This window comes from Bradyrhizobium sp. HKCCYLRH1034 (genome assembly GCF_051168375.1).
In the GTDB taxonomy this organism is placed as follows: domain Bacteria; phylum Pseudomonadota; class Alphaproteobacteria; order Rhizobiales; family Xanthobacteraceae; genus Bradyrhizobium.
Genome location: NZ_JBNPUW010000005.1, coordinates 374,043 through 392,436 on the forward strand (window position 1 = coordinate 374,043; position 18,394 = coordinate 392,436).

Sequence of the window (18,394 nt, forward strand, 5' to 3'; positions counted from 1 at the left end):
GGAACCCGCCATGGACGACTGGATCGATTATTACGATTCCACGCACACGATCTATGCGAGCAAGCTGCATCGCGACCTGCACTTCGAGGGGATCGCGCGCGACATCGTCGGCTATATTCCCTCGCCCGACGCAGTCGTTCTCGACTATTCCTGCGGAGAGGCCCTGTCGGCCGCCAAGGTCGCCGACGCCTGCATGACGCTCATCCTGGCCGAGCCGGCGCCGGGCGTGCGCGGCCGGCTGATCGCGCGCTTCGCCCCCAACACCAAGATCCGCGTGCGGTCGCTGGACGAGCTGCGCAACATGCAGGAAGGCTCGATCGACCTCGTGGTCATGAACTCCGTGGCCCAGTACATGAGCGAGGCGGAATTCGATGCAGCCCTGGCCGTGATCAGGCGGCTGCTGAAGCCGTCGGGAAAGTTCGTCCTCGGCGACGTCCTGCGTCCGGACGTCGGCATGGGCCGTGACGTGCTCGCGCTGCTGATGTTCGCGGCGCGGGACGGCTTCCTCAAGGATGCCCTGGTCGGGCTGGTCGCCACTGCCCTGTCCGATTACCGGCAGTTGCGGACCAAGGTCGGCCTGCAGCGCTACAGCGAGGCCGAGATCCTGGCACGGCTGAAGAAGGCCGGCCTCTCTGCCGTCCGGGCGCCGAAGAATATCGGCCACAATCCCTGGCGCATGACCTTCGTGGCGCAGCCGGCAATGGGAACCGTGTGACCGGCCGAGCCGACCAACCCCACGCCGTGGCCCAACATCGAGCAACCGGATTAGGGTTAACTGAAACACGGGCTGGCTCACGCGGCCGTGAGAGGTAAGATCACCCCCGGCCCGGTGGCGGAAGCTACGACGCGAAGAGCGGTGCAACGCTCTTGAACCTGGTTCAAGTCCAGGCCGGGCCTCCAGCCGTCGCTGCTGCGCAGCTTCGGCTCGGCGAGCCAGCGACGGCGCCGTGCCCCTCAGACCCTCTTCGGCCAAATTGGCCGTTGATTTCGGCCCAAAACCCTTTTCGCTCAGAGGAAACTGGTCTAAAGACCGCTCGCGCGCGAGCAATGGTCGCGCCTTGGCCTTCGGGGACGCGCGGCACGCGCGCCCTTTTTTTGTGCCCAATTCCTGCCCGTTTCTTGCCCGTGAGCTTGAATGCCGAAACGAACCGACATCTCGACCATCCTGATCATTGGCGCCGGTCCGATCGTGATCGGCCAGGCCTGCGAATTCGACTATTCCGGTACGCAGGCGGTGAAGGCGCTGAAGGAGGAGGGCTATCGCGTCGTCCTCGTCAATTCCAATCCGGCCACGATCATGACCGATCCGGAATTGGCCGATGCGACCTATATCGAGCCAATCACGCCGGAGATCGTCGCCAAGATCATCGAGAAGGAACGCCACGTCATCCCCGGCGGCTTCGCACTGCTGCCGACCATGGGCGGGCAGACCGCGCTGAACTGCGCGCTGTCGCTGCGCCGGCAGGGGACACTGGAGAAGTTCGACGTCGAAATGATCGGCGCGACGGCTGACGCGATCGACAAGGCCGAGGACCGCCAGCTGTTCCGCAATGCGATGGAGAAGATCGGGCTGCAGACCCCGAAGTCGCGGCTCGCCAATGCGTCGGCGCTGAAGAAGCAGTATCGAGACAAATACTTGGCCGAGCGCGAGACGCTGTCGGGCGCCGCGCGCGACGAGCTCGACCGGCAATGGACGCTCGGCGAGAACGAGCGCCGCAAGCGCTATCAGGAGCATGCGCTGGGACAGGCGCTGATGGCGCTGTCCGAGATCGGCCTGCCCGCGATCATCCGTCCCTCCTTCACCATGGGCGGCACCGGTGGCGGCATCGCCTACAACAAGGAAGAGTATCTCGACATCATCGAGCGCGGTCTCGATGCCTCCCCCACCAACGAAGTGCTGATCGAGGAATCGGTGCTCGGATGGAAGGAGTACGAGATGGAGGTCGTCCGCGACAAACACGACAACTGCATCATCGTCTGCTCGATCGAGAACCTCGATCCGATGGGCGTGCACACCGGCGACTCGATCACGGTGGCGCCGGCGTTGACGCTGACCGACAAGGAATATCAGATCATGCGCGACGCCTCGCTGGCGGTGCTGCGCGAGATCGGCGTCGAGACCGGCGGCTCCAACGTGCAGTTCGGCGTCAACCCGGCCGACGGCCGCATGGTCGTGATCGAGATGAATCCGCGCGTGTCGCGCTCCTCGGCCTTGGCCTCCAAGGCGACCGGCTTCCCGATCGCCAAGGTCGCGGCCAAGCTCGCGGTCGGCTACACGCTGGACGAGATCGCCAACGACATCACCGGCGGCGCGACCCCGGCCTCGTTCGAGCCGACGATCGACTACGTCGTCACCAAGATCCCCCGCTTTGCCTTCGAGAAATTCCCGGGCGCCTCGACCACCTTGACGACCTCGATGAAGTCGGTCGGCGAAGTCATGGCGATCGGCCGCACGTTCCAGGAAAGCCTGCAAAAGGCGCTGCGCGGCCTGGAGACGGGCCTCACCGGCCTCGACGAGATCGACATCGAGGGGCTCGGCCGCGGCGATGACAAGAATGCGATCCGCGCCGCCCTGGGCACGCCGACCCCGAACCGCCTGCTCCAGGTGGCGCAGGCGATGCGCCTCGGCTGGTCGGACGAGGACATCTTCAACTCCTGCAAGATCGATCCGTGGTTCCTGGCGCAGATGCGCGGCATCGTCGAGATGGAGGACAAGGTTCGCCGTCATGGCCTGCCGCCGAATGCCAGCGGCATGCGCACGCTGAAGGCGATGGGCTTCTCCGACGCGCGGCTCGCGGTGCTCGCCAACACCACCGAAGCCGAGGTCGCCGCCAAGCGGCAGGCGCTCGGCGTCCGTCCGGCGTTCAAGCGAATCGACACCTGCGCAGCGGAGTTCGCTTCGCCGACCGCCTACATGTATTCGAGCTATGAGACGCCGTTTGCCGGCGCTCTCGGCGACGAGAGCGCGCCGTCGGACAAGAAGAAAGTAATCATTCTCGGCGGCGGTCCGAACCGGATCGGCCAGGGCATCGAGTTCGACTATTGCTGCTGCCATGCCTGTTTCGCGCTGGCCGATGCCGGCTACGAGACCATCATGGTCAACTGCAATCCGGAGACGGTCTCGACTGACTATGACACCGCCGACCGGCTGTATTTCGAGCCGCTGACGGCCGAGGACGTGCTCGAGATCATCGCCACCGAGCGAAAGAACGGCACCGTGCATGGCGTCATCGTGCAGTTCGGCGGCCAGACGCCGCTGAAACTCGCGCGCGCGCTCGAAGCCGCCGAGGTACCGATCCTCGGCACCTCGCCGGAAGCCATCGACCTGGCCGAGGACCGCGACCGCTTCAAGCGCATCCTCGACAAGCTGCACCTGAAGCAGCCGAAGAACGGCATCGCCTATTCGGTCGAGCAGGCGCGCCTAGTGGCGGCCGATCTCGGCCTGCCGCTGGTGGTGCGCCCGTCCTATGTGCTCGGCGGCCGCGCGATGCAGATCATCCGCGAGGACAACCAGCTCAGCGACTACCTGCTCGGCACCCTGCCGGAGCTGGTGCCGGCCGACGTCAAGGCGCGCTATCCCAACGACAAAACCGGCCAGATCAACACGGTGCTGGGCAAGAACCCGCTGCTGTTCGACCGCTACCTGTCGGACGCCACCGAGATCGATGTGGACTGCCTTTCCGACGGCAAGGACACCTTCATCGTCGGCATCATGGAGCACATCGAGGAGGCTGGCATCCATTCCGGCGATTCCGCCTGCTCGCTGCCGCCGCATTCGCTCGACGAGGCGACCATCGCCGAGCTTGAGCGGCAGACCCGCGAGCTGGCGCTCGGGCTCGACGTCGTCGGCCTGATGAACGTGCAATATGCGATCAAGGACGGCACGATCTACGTGCTCGAGGTCAATCCGCGCGCCTCGCGCACGGTGCCCTTCGTCGCCAAGGTGGTCGGCACGCCGGTCGCCAAGATCGCGGCCCGGATCATGGCGGGCGAGAAGCTCGCCGATTTCGGGCTGACCAAGCGCGCGCTCAAGCATGTCGGGGTGAAGGAATCGGTCTTCCCGTTCGCCCGCTTCCCCGGCGTCGACACCGTGCTCGGCCCGGAGATGCGCTCCACCGGCGAGGTGATGGGCATCGACCGCTCGTTCGCCGTGGCGTTCGCCAAGAGCCAGCTCGGGGGCGGCACACGCGTGCCGCGCAAAGGCACGGTGTTCGTGTCGGTGCGTGAAAGCGACAAGGCGCGCATCACCGAGGTGGTGCGGATGCTGCACGAACTCGGCTTCAAGGTGGTAGCGACTTCCGGGACCCAGCGCTTCCTGACAGACCAGGGCGTGCCGACCGAGAAGATCAACAAGGTGCTGGAAGGCCGGCCGCACATCGTGGACGCTATCACCAACGGCGACATCCAGCTGGTCTTCAACACCACCGAAGGCCCGCAGGCGCTGGCCGACAGCCGCTCGCTGCGGCGCGCTGCCCTCTTGCATAAAGTGCCGTATTACACCACTCTTTCGGGTGCCGTGGCGGCCGCGCAAGGCATCCGTGCCTATCTCGGGGGAGACCTTGAGGTCCGCACCCTGCAGAGTTACTTTTCCGAAAACTAATCGCAGAGCGCGGGCGAACGCCCGCTAAGCGGTTGGCAACAATCGGCAATAGAAGCTTTCAGGAACTCGCCGCCCCGTTCGATGTTGTACCGGCCTTTGACGGGACGGTCTTGCCGGGCCTTGAGGCTTTGCTTTGAGCCGCAAAGGCCTATTCTGAAGATGCTGATCGTGCGCGCCCCCGCCCGCACGACTGAAGGACGAGAAGAGATGGTGGAAAAGGTTCCCATGACTTCGATGGGCTACGCCGCGTTGGAGAACGAGCTCAAGCAGCGCCAATCGGTGGACCGTCCGCGCATCATCGAACATATCGCGGAAGCGCGTTCGCATGGCGACCTGTCCGAGAACGCGGAATATCACGCCGCCAAGGAAGAGCAGTCTCACAACGAGGGCCGCATCGCCGAGCTCGAGGACAAGCTCGCGCGCGCCGACATCATCGATGTGACCAAGCTCTCCGGCGACACGATCAAGTTCGGCGCGACGGTGACCCTGATCGACGAGGACACCGAGAAGAAGACGGTCTGGCAGATCGTCGGCGAGGTCGAGGCGGACGCCAAGAAGGGCAAGATCTCGATCACCTCGCCGCTGGCGCGCGCGCTGATCGGCAAGAAGATGGGCACCACCGTCGAGGTCATGGCGCCCGGCGGCGCCAAGTCCTATGAGATCGCCAAGGTCGAGTGGCGCTGAGGACCCGAGGCACCGGAGCGGTGCCTGTGACCGTTGGGACGAAACCAGGGCTGCGCGAAGGCGCGGCCCTTCGTCGTTTGGCCGGCCGCACTGCGGCACAATGGCGTTCGGCAGCACACGGTCAATTCATCGGGCTGCAGGCCACACGCCGGTGACGGGCTTTCGGGAATGAGCTAGTGCAGAACCGACGAGCCGTGCCGGGAGGATGGGTCCGGTCCGTCGCATCATGATGGCTTTGATTGGGGGATAATCGACATGGAGCAGATGTTCTCGAAATGGCAACCGGCTGTACTCAGCCTGTTTCGCTTCGTCACGGGCCTGTTGCTGTTTCAATACGGCGTGGCGAAGATCTTCAAGTTTCCAGTGATCCCGTATTTCGCAAACATTCCGCCGCTCATCTATACGGCCGGCCTGATCGAGCTCGTGCTGGGCGGATTGCTGATGGTGGGTCTGCTCACGCGGCCCGTCGCGTTCATTCTGTCGGGTCAGATGGCCTTCGCCTATTTCCTCGGTCACATGTTCAAGACAGGTGAACCGGTGTGGCTGCCTCTCCTGAACAACGGCACCGCGGCAATCGCATTCTGCTTCTCATGCCTTTATCTGGCGACGGCCGGCGGGGGTCCGATCAGCCTCGACGCGATGCTGCGTAAGAAGGCGTAGGCTTTCACTCACAGTCATTCCGGGGCGCCTCGAACGAGGCGAACCCGGAATGGCGGTGGGCCTAGCTGCGTCCCTTGACCTCGAGCGGCACCGCCGCCTCGTATTTCGAGTTGTGCAGCACCAGGGACGTTCGCACGTTGCGCACGTGAGGTGCCGCCGTCAGGTGGGTCACGAACTCCTGAAACGTCGCCATGTCCGGTGCCACGCATTTCAGGATGAAGTCCACCTCGCCGGACAGCATCCAACATTCCCGCACCAGCGGCTCGGAGCGCACGAACTCTTCGAACGCCTTCAGATCGGCGTCCGCCTGGCTCGACAGGTGGACCGAGGCGAACACGGTCACGTCGAAGCCGAGCTTGCGCGGGTCGAGCAGGCCCCGGTAGCCGGTGATGTAGCCTTCCTCCTCCAGGGTCCGCACGCGGCGCAAGCAAGGCGGCGGCGAGATGCCGACCCGCTTGGCGAGCTCGACATTGGTGATCCTGCCGTCGGCCTGAATTTCGCTCAGGATTTTGAGATCGATCTCATCAAGATTCTTGGACACGGGGATTGTGGGCTCTGGCGGAACAGGAGGAGGCGCAGGGGGCGCCGGGCGACGATGGGCAACTCTCTTAGCGCAAGCCGGTCAATCCACGCAATTTTATTGCTTTAGATTTCCCCTGTTGACCGGCTCGTGAAGGGAAAATTCGCCGAGATGCGTTGCAATTCTTGCATAGCTTGCCAGATGGCTTAGACTTGGATTTGACATTTTCGATGGGGCTTCGGAGCGTTTCTTCCGCGCATTCCGCTCGCTGCGTCGGTAATCCTCCCTTTTCCAGCGAGTCTTCGGCCACATGCAAGCTCCGATCCATGCCAAAGTCGTCATCATCGGTTCCGGCCCTGCTGGCTATACGGCGGCGATCTACGCGGCACGAGCTATGCTGGAGCCGGTGCTGATTCAGGGCATCCAGCCAGGCGGCCAGCTCACCATCACCACCGACGTGGAGAACTATCCGGGATTTGCCGACGTCATCCAGGGTCCCTGGCTGATGGAGCAGATGGAAAAGCAGGCGACGCATGTCGGCGCCCAGATCAAGACGGACCTCGTGACCAAGCTGGAGCTGGGACAGCGTCCGTTCCGCCTGACCTGCGACTCCGGTGACGTCTACCTCGCCGAGACCATCATTCTGGCGACCGGCGCCCAGGCGCGCTGGCTCGGGCTGCCGTCGGAGGAGACGTTCAAGGGCTTCGGGGTCTCGGCCTGTGCGACCTGTGACGGCTTCTTCTATCGCGGAAAGGAGGTCGTCGTCGTCGGCGGCGGCAACACCGCGGTCGAGGAAGCGTTGTTCCTGACCAATTTCGCATCGACCGTCACCGTCGTACACCGGCGCGACCATTTCCGCGCCGAGCGCATCCTGCAGGAGCGGCTGTTCAAGCATCCCAAGATCAAGGTCGTCTGGGACAGCGCCCTCGATGAGATCTGCGGCGCCGGCTCGCCATCCAAGGTCACGCATGTCCGGCTCAAGAACGTCAAGACCGGCGCGCTCACCGAGCTGCCCGCCGATGGCGTGTTCGTTGCAATCGGCCACGCGCCGGCAACCGAGCTGGTCGCGGGGCAACTGAAACTGAAGCCTTCCGGTTACGTCGAGGTGGTGCCGGGCTCGACCGCGACCTCCGTTCCCGGCGTGTTTGCAGCCGGCGACGTCGCCGATGAAACCTATCGGCAGGCGATCACCGCAGCCGGCATGGGCTGCATGGCCGCCCTCGAGGCCGAACGCTTCCTCGCCCACGCCGCGAGCGAACGCGCCGCGGCGGAATGAACTGACGATGCCACGATCACGGGATGGATTTACGGATATGGATTGGGACAAGCTGAAGGTGTTTCACGCAGCGGCGGAAGCAGGCAGCTTCACGCATGCCGGGGAGCAGCTCGGGCTGTCGCAATCGGCGGTGTCGCGCCAGGTCAGCGCGCTCGAGCAGGAGCTCGCAGTCTCGCTGTTCCACCGCCATGCCCGCGGGCTGATCCTGACGGAGCAAGGCGACCTCCTGTTCCGAACCGCGCATGACGTCTTCATGCAGCTGCAGGCGGCGCGCGCCAAGCTGACCGACAGCCGCGAGCGCCCGAGCGGCGACCTGAAGATCACGACCACGCCGGGCGTCGGCATCAACTGGTTGATCCCGCGACTCGGAGAATTCACCGCGCTCTATCCGGAGATCCGGATCTCGCTGATCGTCACCGACGAGGAGCTTGATCTGTCGATGCGCGAGGCGGACGTGGCGATCCGCACCCGCAAGCCGACTCAGCCCGATCTGATCCAGCGCAAGCTGTTCGCGATCAGCTTCCACGCCTATTGTTCACCGGAATATGTCAAGCGCTTCGGCACGCCGCGCACGCTCGACGAGCTCGATGATCATCGCATCATCATGCTGGCCGACGGCCAAGTCGCGCCGCATCTCCAGAACCGCAGCTGGCTGGTCGATGCCGGCCGCAACGGCTCCGGTCCGCGCGAGGCCTATTTCAGGGTCAACAACATTCTCGGCCTGGTCCGCGCCTGCCAGCAAGGACTCGGCATCGCCGCGCTGCCGGACTACCTCGTCGAGGAAAACAGCCGTCTCGTGCAATTGTTCGGAGAGTCGGATTCGATCCAGCTCGACACCTACTTCGTCTATCCCGAGGAATTGAAAACGGTCGCTCGCGTTCAAGTGTTCCGTGACTTCGTCGTGAGCAAAGCGCAGCGCTGGCCGGCGTAAGATTGTGCATGTCTGACATGCGGCTTGCATGGTTGCTGCGACGCCATGCGAGAGCCCATACTGAGGATGTGCTGAGCGTTGGCGTTGCGCATTGTCCCCCTCCTCCAGTGGCGCGAGCGTTCAGAAATCCCTCTTGGAAGGTGATTGTGTCGGCCGCTTTGGCCAATACCTCCAGCCGGGCTCATTTGGGCCCGGCTATTTTTTTGCCGAATGTTTCCGTGTCGTGCCCGATGCGGCGTTGACAGCATCGCCCGCACCGCGCATCTAGATCGCATGTCCACGTCTTCGTACGCCAAGTTGTCGTCGAAAAAAGCTCCCCTCCCGGGGACATGTGGACGCGCGCGCTAGAATCTCTCGAATTCACCGCCGCATCACCAGCCCCGCCGCGAGGACGGGGCTTTTTTGCGTGTCCCGTCTCCGGCTCCTGCCAACCCAAGGAGATGGACCATGACCGACGTTACGACCCGACTGCAGGGCCTCTGGCTGCCCCTGATCACGCCGTTCCGCGATGGCGCGCTCGACGAACCATCCTTACGCAGTCTGGTTCGGCACTACGCTGCCAAGCGGATCGATGGACTGGTGCTCGGTGCCACGTCAGGAGAAGGACTGGCGCTGTCATGGGACGAGCGCGCCCGTCTGATCAGCGTGGTCCGGGACGAGCTCGACACCACCGGCCGGTCGCTGCCGATCTGTCTTGGTGTCGGCGGCGTGGCGACGGCCGAGGTGATCGAAGCGCTCGACCGAACCGCGTCATGGCCGATCGACTTCTATCTGATCTCGAGTCCGCCTTACGTGCGTCCGTCGCAGCGCGGCCTGCTGGCGCATTTCACCGCGTTGGCTGACCGCACCGCCCATCCGATCGTGCTCTACAACATTCCCTATCGGTCGGCGGTCGGCCTCGACAACGAGACGTTGCTGCAGCTCGCCGAGCATCCCGCCATCGCTGGGCTCAAGGATTGCTGCGCCAACCGCACGCAGACGCGCGACCTGATCACGCGCCGGCGCGCTGGCTTTCATATCCTGACGGGCGAAGACGCCCAGAGCTTCGATGCGCTGCAGGCCGGTGCCGACGGCGCCATCCTGCTCTCGGCACATCTGGAGACCGAGACGTTTGCCGCAATCCTGCAGCACGTGAAGGCCGGCCGTCACGACGCGGCAGCAGCGTGCTGGGCGCAGGTCGAGCATCTGACGCGGCTGCTGTTCACCGAGCCGAGCCCCGCACCGGCCAAGTACTGGCTGGCGCGCACCGGCGTCATTGCGAGCCCCGAAGTGCGGCTGCCGATGGTGGAGGTTGGCGACGACCTCGCCGCACGGCTGGATCAGCAGATCGAGCGGCGCCAGCCGACGACCGCGCAGAACCGCGTTGCCTGAGCACGTCCCAACCTATTCGCCGGCTCTGCCTTGCCTTCCCGATCGGGACGGCCAGGCAGAGCCGCGCCACCGCTGCGGAGCCGGAGCAGAATCTCCGTGGTTAATCCGAGCTAACAAACGCGATCAAAAGCGGCGCAGTCCGCAACCTCGTGTTTAAAGATGTTCCGCTATGGATGTTGAAAACATCAAAGAGCGCGAGGGCGTCGTGGCTTTGCAGGATCATCCATACCCTGAGCACCAGGGGTTCAGCGTCGAAGACATTCTCTGGGCGGTCGGGATCTGGTCCGTCATCCTGACCCTGACGCCGGCAATCGCCTTCTATTTCCTGATGGTTGCCTGACCTCGCCGCGCCCTCTCGCGCGGCGCGAGGTCGGCACTCACGCCAGATCGTGTGACCCGACGCAAAAAACGCGCGGAAGACCGCGCGTCGATGCCTCATCTGATGCCGCGATCAGGCCGCCTGCTTGTGCATGGCGCCGTTGGCCGACACAGTCCCGCGAATCGCCCGCACCGAACGCTCGATCGCAGCCCAGAGGCGTGCGATCTCGGCCGCAGCCCGGCCCTCCGCATAATATTCCCGCACGCCTTCACCCTGGCCCAGCGCCATCAGCAGATCGGCGCGGTTGGTGATCTGGCCGCCCCACACCGGGGCCTTGAACTTCGCCAGCGCCTCGCGGGCGATGGTGACGATCGGGCTTTCGGCATCGTCGCGGCGCGCCGGCGCGCCATTGAGAACGACCGCGTAGGGCTTGCGCGCGGCGCGGCAGGTCTGGATCGTCTCCTGTACCGCGTTGACGTCGAACACGCCGGGGCGGGCCGGGATGATCACCATGGTCGCGTTCTTGATCGCATCCTCGACGACGGCCGAGATGGTCGGCGGCGTATCGATCAGCACCCATTCGACGCCGTCGCGGCGGGCGGCGGACACGATCGCGCTCACCGAGTTCACGGCCGTCTTGATCGGCGGCTCGTTGGTGCCGCGCAGCTTGTGCCAAAGCGTCAGCGACCCCTGCGGGTCGGCATCGATGAGCAGACAAGACTTGCTCGACTTGATCTGCGCAGCGAGATGGGCGGCCAGGGTGCTCTTGCCTGAACCGCCCTTACGCGATGCGAAAACAATAACGTTCATACCTTGGCCTCCAGATTGACCCCGGCAGCGAAAATGAATCAGCGGACTGATTCGCGGAAGATAAATTTAGCGATCGATAAGACGTAACTCCTGATTGCCGAAACGCATTGGTTTTTGAGTCACACCAAAGCAGGCAAAACAGCAGATCAGGCCGCGATGTTCGACAACATCCGGTCATGCCCCATCGCACTTACATGTTGAGGCTGCGCGTCGAGAACCGCCGCCATTCCCGGTGCCGCCAAATGCGGCCATCGGCATCGCTCACGTCGCGTCCGGTCGCGTCGACTTCTTCGATTTGCCGGCGCGCGCAGTGATCGGCTTCCTGGTGACAGGACGAATGCTCATCGGCCGCTCCGCGCGGCCCGATGACGCTGTCTGGCGCTCTGGCGGCCCGAATTGGGCGCGGCATGGCGGCGACAGCTCGGCCTTGCGGCGGACCATGCAGGCGGTGACACGATCGACATCGGGAATGTCGGAACTACAAAGCCGGAACGCATCGCCTGTGCACGCCTGCTCCTGCTCGGCGGTATAGGCCCGTGCGGTTACGGGGACTAACAGCGCGGCTATAGCGATCAGTACGGCAGAGATGCATGGATCGAGATCAATCCCTCTCATCGCCCCCTCCCCCTCGTTGCCGCCAACTGTGATTGAAGGAGACCGGATTCGCAAGCAACGGCGCCACGCCGTGCTACCGATCCGGCGCAGCAAAACCGCAAGCGAGCGCACGATCCGGCGATATATCCGTCGAAATACGGAGACCGGGCTCGGGCTTCCGCGACCAAAGCTCTGCGCCCACGCCCCGGCCCTGCGCGAGAGGTCGCGACGGGGCTACAAATCACGGCGCAGGATCAATGGGGCGCGGAGCACGGATGGAGGTGAGCTTGCGAACGGCACAGCGATGGGCGTGGCCATGGTACAGTTGGGTGGGCTCGAACCACCGACCTCCTGTTCCACAGACAGGCGCTCTAACCAACTGAGCTACAACTGCATCCGCATGGGACGGCCCACGAGGGGCGTCCGAACGGGCCGGAAACTAGGTGCAACGGGCGAATTTGGCAAGGCCGAGAACGGATAAAGTCCCCTGCCGTGACGGCGTTTTTTGACGCCGCTTCGGCCCGAACGAGCCCCCGTGCAAACGGCGAGCCCCAGAAAGCAAACCCGGCCGCGAACGCGCCCGGGTCATGGATCTCCCGCCGTCCATGTCGGCACACGGCCGTACCGCGCACCCGGCGAGACTTGAGGCTGGCCCTCAGGCCGCCGTCTTGAACAGCTTGGTGGCGCTTTCCTTGATCGGCTCAACCGTCTCGGCCGCAACCTTCTGGCCGAGCTCGCCGAGCTCCTTGGCCTGGGCCGTGAAGGTCTCGAACTGCTTGCGCGCGAAGCCCGTCCAAAGCTCCATCGCCTCCGACGGCGACTTCACGCCGAACAGCTCCTGGGCGAAGTCGAGCGAAGCCGTGGTATTGGCCTTCGTGAATTCCATGACCTTGGACGAGTAGGCGCCGGCGCCCTTGCTGGCGTTGGCGAAGAAGGCCTCGATGGCCGAATTGTGGGTTTCCGCTGCGTCCTTGAACTTGGCGTAGTTCTCGCGGGCCTGGGACACGCCTTTTTCGGCGAACGCGCGCATCTGCTCGGGAACCTCGAACGGGATGATGGACGCGGAGAAAGGATCGGTGGCATTGGTCATGGCATGCATCCTTCGAAACATTGAGACTGGACCGTCCCGGCAATCGGGACGTCACTTCGGATCACGCAGAGGAACCGCCCCTGGGAGGTAACAACCTCGCGTAGAGCTATATCGTGGCGCTTTTGTGCAACGCAACGGAAATTCCACCATCAGGAACTGTTTGCCGCACCCGCTTCCAGATTTTCGGGAGCGGAGAACGTTCCGTCAGGCCTTAGGCTTTGTGGCGTCGATCGCAACCTTGCCGATGGCCTGCCCCATTTCGCTTGCCTGCTCGGCGAGCGACCGCATCTGGCCCTGAACAAATTCGCCGTGCAGCCGCAGCACCTCGGGCAGGTCCTTGGCGTGCACCAGCGATTGGGCGTAGTCGAGCGACGACTGGACGTTCTTTTCAGCGTAGGACAAGACCTTGGCGCCGATGTCCTTGGCCCCGGCCCGCACCGTCGTGCTGCGGTGTTCGAGCGAGCCGGCCGTCGCCTCCGCTCCAGCCAAGAACTTCTCGAACGTCTGACGTGCCTGGTTGAAGCCTGCCTCCGCCATCGCCCGCATGTCTTTCGGAATCTCGAATCGTCGCCCGTCGTCGGTCATGGTTCCCTCCTTCTGACGTCACGATTGGCTGGCGCCCTTAGCGCCTCGTCCTCGCGGTGACCGTCCCGTTGCCCGCGCAGCTCTCGACCTGCCCAGGTATCATCGTGGTCCCCAACAGGGGGGTTCGCCGCGATTCCGCGCGCTGCGGCTCACGAGGAACACATTAAGGTTATCCAAGCTTTAGCAGGACAGGAGCGCGGCCCCGCCGTGGACCTCGGCCCTCAAAACGCGCGATAGTAACGAATTCTTAACGCGACCAGTTCCGACCGCCGATCCGTCGGCCGATCAACATCACAAGAGCCGTTTGCCGTCGTCGCCCATGACCTACGCCGATCTCGAATTGCAGGCCCTCAGCGACCCCCGGCTGGCCGTCCACGCCGCCGGCAGTCTGCCGGCCTGGCTATGGTCGGCCGATGGCAGCCGTGTGCTGTGGGCCAATGCGGCCGGTGCGCGCGCCCTCGGCGCGGCGAGCGCAGCGGCGCTGATCGCTAAGACGCTCGGCCCTGCCGACGCGCATCGTCGCCAGGTCGCTCAATTGGGACGGCGGCTGCCCGAGACCGGCGCCTTGCGGCTCGAACGCCTCCGTGGCTTCGGCGCGCCGCTCGGCACGCTCGCGACCTGCGGCTGCGCCCGGATCGATCTGCCGGATGGCACGCGCGCGGTGCTGATCACCGGCACCGACGGGGGTGGACGTAGCTTCCCCCTGGCGGATCGCCTGAAGCGGCTCGTGGAGACGAGTGAGCATGCGCTGATCGCATTCACCCAGGACGGTCAGTTCGCCGGCAGTAGTTCAGCCGGACGGCGCCTGTTTGGCATGCGCGACCTGAGCGAGCCGGATTTCGTCGGGATACGCAGGGCGGCGCTGGCCGATGGCATGGCCGAGGTGACGTTTGGCACGGAGCGCGCAGCGCTCTACCGCATCGGCAGCGGCAACCAGGTCGGGCTGGTGGCCGTCCCGATGCCGGCCCCTGCCGAGGAGATCGAGGCGCCGGGCACGGCGCCAATACCTGAGCCAACCGCGGATGCCGCCCCGGCATCACCAGCCCCCGTGGATGTTGCCGCTGGGCCCACGGTCGTGACTTCGCCTCCTCTTCCGATGGATGCAATGACTGAACGCCAAACCGACGACGAATCCCCCGCGCTGTCGAACGAAGCGCCGGCCGAGTTCCTGCTGATCGACGATCCGGCCGAGGCCGACCTGTTCAAGGCGTCGGCGCCGCAAACGGAAGATCACGCGCATCCTGCCGATTCCGGCGCGGCGGACCTTTCAGTCGGCCGCCGCCATCCGCTCCGATTTTCCTGGCAGATGGATGCCGAGGGACGGTTCTCGATCGGCTCCGATGAATTCACCCGCCTGATCGGGCGGCACAGCGCCGCCAAGCTCGGCCATCCCTGGCATGAGCTCACTGCATCGCTAGGCCTCGATCCCGAAGGGCGAATCAGTGCCGCGATCGAAACGAAAGAGACCTGGAGCGGGATCGTCGTCAGCTGGCCCGCGGAGGGCGAGCGGCTTGCGGTCGAATTGTCGGGACTGCCTGTCCTGACGGAGGACAGAACCCATGCCGGCTATCGCGGCTTCGGCGTCTGTCGCGACCTCGACGCCCTGGACCGGCTGGCCGCACTACGTCGCCCCGCATCGACCGATGCAGCCGCGACCGATGCTCCGGACGCCGACGAAACCGAACCTGCCCAATCCGACCATGTGCAGGCCGCAGATGTGCCGCCGCAGCAGGACAACATCACTGCGTCATCGCGTGAGGCTTCCATTGCGCCGGACGTACACCACATCGACGGTATCGGGCTCGAAACGACCGGGAACGTGGTCCCGTTCCGCGCTCCGGGCGAGTCCAAGCATCCGGTGCTCACGCCGGTGGAGAACAGTGCGTTCCATGAACTCGCGCGTCAGCTGTCGGCCCGGCTCGAAGGCGAGATCCGCAACTCAGCCGCGGGCGTCGCGAGTGCGGCGCTCGAGCCGGGATCGCGCGTGAGCGATCCGTCGGTCCCGCCGCAGCAACAGGCTCCGTCGGCGACGGAAACGGCGACCGATCATGGCTCGGAGCTGCAGACCGAATGGCTCAGCCCCGAGGAGCCGCCGGCCCAGGGCGACAGTCAGCGTGACCGCATCCTGCTCGACCTGCTGCCGACGGGCATGCTGATCTACCGGCTCGATCGGCTGCTCTATGGCAATCCGGCCTTCTTCAGGCAGATGGGCTACGCCGATCTTGCGGCCCTGGAGCAGGCAGGCGGGCTCGATGCGCTCTATGTCGAGCCGGGCGTGTCGTCCGCGTCGAACAAGTCGGAGGCCGGCACCCCCGTCACGATCTCGGCCGCCGACGGCTCCTCCAGCGAGGAGGTGAAGGCGGAAGCCCGCCTGTTCACGATCACCTGGGACGGCGATACCGCCCATGCCCTGATCTTCGCTCCGGCGCCCGGCACCGCAGCCGCGGTTCCGACGGCCGCCGACGCCGCACCGATGTCGGCGCAGGCCTCGGCTGCACCGGCCCCCCTGGTCGTGGCCCCGCCTCCGGCCGCCGGCCACGCCGAAGCCGAAGATCTTGCGGCGATCCTCGACGTCACAGCCGAGGGCATCCTGATGTTCGACGCCGGCGGCAACATCCACGCCTGCAACCGCAGCGCCGAGGCGCTGTTCGGCTACGATGGCGCGGCGCTGGTGCGCCGTAACCTGATCGAGCTGTTCGCGCCGGAAAGCGCCCGCCTCGTGCTCGATGACCTCGACAGCGTGCAGCAGGCCGGCGCGTCGAGCGGGCTCGATCAGGGCCGCGAGGTGCTCGGGAAGGTCGCTCAGGGCGGCGTCATTCCGTTGTCGATGGCAATTGGCCGGACCCGGCCCGGCGGTCCGAATTTCTTTGCCGTGTTCCGCGACCTGTCGCAACTCCATCGCGGCGATAGCGAGTTGCTGCAGGCTCGTCGCGTGGCCGATCGGGCCGCCAACGCCAAGGCCGACATGCTGGCCCGGATCAGCCACGAGGTGCGCGCACCGCTGAACGCGATCATCGGCTTTGCCGAGGTCATGATCGGCGAACGTTTCGGCACGATCGGCAACACGCGCTACGCCGAATACATGAAGGACATCCGCGCCTCGGGCGAGCGCGTCGTCTCCCTGATCGACGATCTCTTGGAGCTGTCGCGCATCGAGACCGGCAAGCTCGAGCTCACCTTCACCAGCCAGAACCTCAACGAGCTGGTGGAGAACTGTGTCGCAGTGATGCAGCCGCAGGCCAACCGCGCCCGCATCATCATCCGCACCTCGCTGTCGCAACTGCTGCCGCCGGTCATCGCCGACACAAGGGCGCTGCGCCAGATCGCGATGAACCTGATCTCGGCCTCGATCTCGCTGGCAAATCCCGGCGGCCAGGTCATCGTCTCGACCGCGCTGACCGATTTCGGCGAGGTCGCGCTGCGCGTGCGCGACACCGGTCATGGCCTGAACGATCAGGAGGTGGCCGCCGCGCTCGAACCGTTCCGTGCGCCCTCGGCTTCCGAGCAAGGCCCCGATGGCGCCGGTCTCAGCCTGTCGCTCACCAAGGCGCTGGTCGAAGCCAACCGGGCGCAGTTTCATATCAAGGCGGCGCCGAAATCCGGCACGTTGATCGAGGTGGTGTTTCCCCGCGCCGTGGCGCGCAATCAGAGCACCGGCTGAGCCGATCCCGCCCGCCGCACGGCCAGTGACCGACGCTTGAGACCGAGCAGAAGCGGACCGAACACCAGGACGAAGCCGGCGAATGCGACGATCCAGGCCAACGCCGCGACGTGCAGCAGCACCTCGCCGTGCGCCGGCGCCACTGCGGCGCAGATCCGCGTCACCGCTGCGATGATGATCGCCAGATAGATCGCCTGGGTCGCGGGCGCGGCCGTCAGCGCCTGGCCGGTGTGGCCGAGCGTGGCCCGCGTCATCACGGCAAGCGTCGTGATGCCGGCGGCTCCGACCATCCAGGCATGCAGCCCGGCGCTGGGCAGAATCCATCCGAGGCTGGCGGCCGCCGTGAGCAGGAAGCCGAGCGGAACGAACATGTAACCGACATGCAGGATGACCAGCAGCCGTTCGCGCAAGGTGCGATCGCCGGCCCAGCGCGCGAGCCTCACCACATGCAACATGCCGGTCGCAGCCAGCGCGAGCGCGGTCGGCGCGCTCTCAGGAACCAGGATCCAGCCGAGCAGGCTCAGCGCGCTGAACAGCACGACCGCGATGTCGAAGCGGCCGAACGGCGCCGGCAGCCGGCCGGGATTGTGCTTGACCAGCCAGTTGCGCGTGAAGCTCGGCGTGATGCGGCCGCCGATCAGCGCGAGCAGCAGCACGATCACGGCAACGCCGACGCGGATCGCGTAATCGGCCGAGCCACGCAGATGGGCCTCGACGTGGAAGGCGATGTTGCCGGCGCACAGCACCGTGACGATCGCAACCACCGGCAGATTGCGCCAATTGCGCCCGGCGACGATCTCGCGCGCCGCGGCCAGGACGACGAGCACGAGGAAGCTCGCATCGATCAGCAGCGCGGCCCACCAGGGACCCAGCGCCGACACCGTGACGGCCAGTCGTCCGGCCGTCCATACGAGCACCAGGGTGAGCAGCGGCAGGCCCCGGATCGGCAGCCGTCCGGTCCAGTTCGGGATCGCCGTGAACAGGAAGCCGGTGACGATGGCCGGCAGGTAGCCGTAGAGCATCTCGTGCACGTGCCAGTCTCGGGGGACAAAGCCCGAGCTCAGCTTCAGCTCACCGTAAAAGGCCGGGAGCCAGATCAGGATCGCCAGCGCAGCCTGGAGCGCGCCGAGCAGGAAGAACGGCCTGAACCCGTTGGCGAGGACGGTCCAGCCCTGATAGTTGCGTGGAATGGCCATGTGCATGCTCGCTCGATGAAGGACGGGAACCGCACCGATCGCGGCGCTGTGCTTAACATGTAGTTGCGCGTCGCCCACTATGGCTTGCGCCAGCACA

The 18,394-nt window shown here is 65.2% G+C and carries 15 protein-coding genes and 2 tRNA genes; 10 read left to right on the plus strand and 7 right to left on the minus strand.

All coding sequences use genetic code 11. The features are described 5' to 3' along the window. Nucleotides 1-10 precede the first annotated feature (10 nt). The 5 genes from ACQR0W_RS14570 (at nucleotide 11) to ACQR0W_RS14590 (ending at nucleotide 5,944) form a co-directional block, all read left to right on the plus strand. Nucleotides 11-715 (plus strand): class I SAM-dependent methyltransferase, encoded by a 705-nt coding sequence (locus tag ACQR0W_RS14570; RefSeq protein ID WP_315717517.1) that lies wholly within the window; start codon nucleotides 11-13, stop codon nucleotides 713-715. Between the two features lie 108 nt (nucleotides 716-823). Next, a tRNA-OTHER gene (locus ACQR0W_RS14575) sits at nucleotides 824-900 on the plus strand. A gap of 235 nt (nucleotides 901-1,135) precedes the next feature. Further along, complete coding sequence (gene carB / locus ACQR0W_RS14580; RefSeq protein WP_315717518.1) at nucleotides 1,136-4,600, plus strand: carbamoyl-phosphate synthase large subunit; 3,465 nt, start codon at nucleotides 1,136-1,138, stop codon at nucleotides 4,598-4,600. A gap of 207 nt (nucleotides 4,601-4,807) precedes the next feature. Further along, nucleotides 4,808-5,284 (plus strand): transcription elongation factor GreA, encoded by a 477-nt coding sequence (gene greA, locus ACQR0W_RS14585; protein WP_315717519.1) that lies wholly within the window; start codon nucleotides 4,808-4,810, stop codon nucleotides 5,282-5,284. 255 nt (nucleotides 5,285-5,539) lie between these two features. Further along, a complete protein-coding gene (locus ACQR0W_RS14590) occupies nucleotides 5,540-5,944 on the plus strand; it encodes a DoxX family protein (RefSeq protein ID WP_316171512.1) in 405 nt (134 codons plus the stop codon). A 61-nt stretch (nucleotides 5,945-6,005) separates the two neighbouring features. On the opposite strand, the gene ACQR0W_RS14595 is transcribed toward ACQR0W_RS14590, so the two are convergent. Beyond that, nucleotides 6,006-6,485 (minus strand): Lrp/AsnC family transcriptional regulator, encoded by a 480-nt coding sequence (locus ACQR0W_RS14595; protein WP_015664493.1) that lies wholly within the window; start codon nucleotides 6,483-6,485, stop codon nucleotides 6,006-6,008. Nucleotides 6,486-6,774: 289 nt separating this feature from the next. Between ACQR0W_RS14595 and trxB the strand changes: the two genes are divergently transcribed. The 4 genes from trxB to ACQR0W_RS14615 all read left to right on the plus strand — a co-directional run bounded on the left by trxB (nucleotide 6,775) and on the right by ACQR0W_RS14615 (nucleotide 10,382). Beyond that, entirely contained in the window at nucleotides 6,775-7,740 is a 966-nt protein-coding gene (gene trxB / locus ACQR0W_RS14600) for a thioredoxin-disulfide reductase (protein ID WP_316171510.1), read from the plus strand. 7 nt (nucleotides 7,741-7,747) lie between these two features. Continuing rightward, entirely contained in the window at nucleotides 7,748-8,671 is a 924-nt protein-coding gene (locus ACQR0W_RS14605; protein ID WP_315717522.1) for a LysR family transcriptional regulator, read from the plus strand. Between the two features lie 447 nt (nucleotides 8,672-9,118). Continuing rightward, complete coding sequence (dapA, locus tag ACQR0W_RS14610; protein ID WP_316171508.1) at nucleotides 9,119-10,042, plus strand: 4-hydroxy-tetrahydrodipicolinate synthase; 924 nt, start codon at nucleotides 9,119-9,121, stop codon at nucleotides 10,040-10,042. A 169-nt stretch (nucleotides 10,043-10,211) separates the two neighbouring features. After that, a complete protein-coding gene (locus ACQR0W_RS14615) occupies nucleotides 10,212-10,382 on the plus strand; it encodes a hypothetical protein (RefSeq protein WP_315717524.1) in 171 nt (56 codons plus the stop codon). A 111-nt stretch (nucleotides 10,383-10,493) separates the two neighbouring features. Here ACQR0W_RS14615 and ACQR0W_RS14620 read toward each other — a convergent pair whose 3' ends face one another. From ACQR0W_RS14620 to ACQR0W_RS14640, 5 genes are all read right to left on the minus strand, one after another. Continuing rightward, nucleotides 10,494-11,171, minus strand: coding sequence for a ParA family protein (locus ACQR0W_RS14620; RefSeq protein ID WP_231327589.1), 678 nt, complete (start codon nucleotides 11,169-11,171; stop codon nucleotides 10,494-10,496). A gap of 261 nt (nucleotides 11,172-11,432) precedes the next feature. Further along, entirely contained in the window at nucleotides 11,433-11,786 is a 354-nt protein-coding gene (locus ACQR0W_RS14625) for a hypothetical protein (protein ID WP_316171507.1), read from the minus strand. 296 nt (nucleotides 11,787-12,082) lie between these two features. Further along, nucleotides 12,083-12,159 (minus strand) — tRNA-His (locus ACQR0W_RS14630). A gap of 261 nt (nucleotides 12,160-12,420) precedes the next feature. Continuing rightward, entirely contained in the window at nucleotides 12,421-12,855 is a 435-nt protein-coding gene (locus ACQR0W_RS14635) for a phasin (RefSeq protein ID WP_315755004.1), read from the minus strand. Nucleotides 12,856-13,059: 204 nt separating this feature from the next. Further along, complete coding sequence (locus tag ACQR0W_RS14640) at nucleotides 13,060-13,440, minus strand: phasin family protein (protein ID WP_315755002.1); 381 nt, start codon at nucleotides 13,438-13,440, stop codon at nucleotides 13,060-13,062. A 319-nt stretch (nucleotides 13,441-13,759) separates the two neighbouring features. Here ACQR0W_RS14640 and ACQR0W_RS14645 point away from each other — a divergent pair, with 319 nt between their 5' ends. After that, nucleotides 13,760-17,101: a sensor histidine kinase gene (locus ACQR0W_RS14645; protein WP_316171506.1), complete on the plus strand. Its 3,342-nt coding sequence runs from the start codon at nucleotides 13,760-13,762 to the stop codon at nucleotides 17,099-17,101. Here the strand turns inward: ACQR0W_RS14645 and ACQR0W_RS14650 are convergent. After that, a complete protein-coding gene (locus ACQR0W_RS14650) occupies nucleotides 17,086-18,297 on the minus strand; it encodes an NnrS family protein (RefSeq protein ID WP_316171505.1) in 1,212 nt (403 codons plus the stop codon). The two genes, ACQR0W_RS14645 and ACQR0W_RS14650, sit on opposite strands and share 16 nt — an antisense overlap. Nucleotides 18,298-18,394 lie beyond the last annotated feature (97 nt).